The organism is Methylobacterium sp. CCH7-A2, from assembly GCF_001557075.1.
GTDB classification, from domain to species: Bacteria; Pseudomonadota; Alphaproteobacteria; order Rhizobiales; family Beijerinckiaceae; genus Allobosea; species Allobosea massiliensis.
On sequence record NZ_LSKN01000015.1, the window covers coordinates 1 to 275 of the forward strand.

The following is a 275-nucleotide window of genomic DNA, read 5'->3' on the forward strand; positions in this document are numbered from 1 at the left end:
AGGCGGTGGTGCAGACCGGCAAGCCGCTGCTGATCGTGGCCGAGGATGTCGAGGGCGAGGCGCTCGCCACGCTCGTCGTCAACAAGCTGCGCGGCGGGCTCAAGATCGCTGCGGTCAAGGCGCCGGGCTTCGGCGACCGCCGCAAGGCCATGCTGGAGGACATCGCGATCCTCACCGGCGGCACCGCCATCTCCGAGGATCTCGGCATCAAGCTCGAGAACGTGACGCTCAACATGCTCGGCCGCGCCAAGAAGGTCCGGATCGAGAAGGAGAAC

At 67.3% G+C, this 275-nt stretch carries 1 pseudogene; it reads left to right on the forward strand.

Features of this window, described 5'->3' with window-relative positions:
- Positions 1–275 (forward strand): annotated as a pseudogene (locus tag AX750_RS00920) (TCP-1/cpn60 chaperonin family protein); the annotation flags it as partial.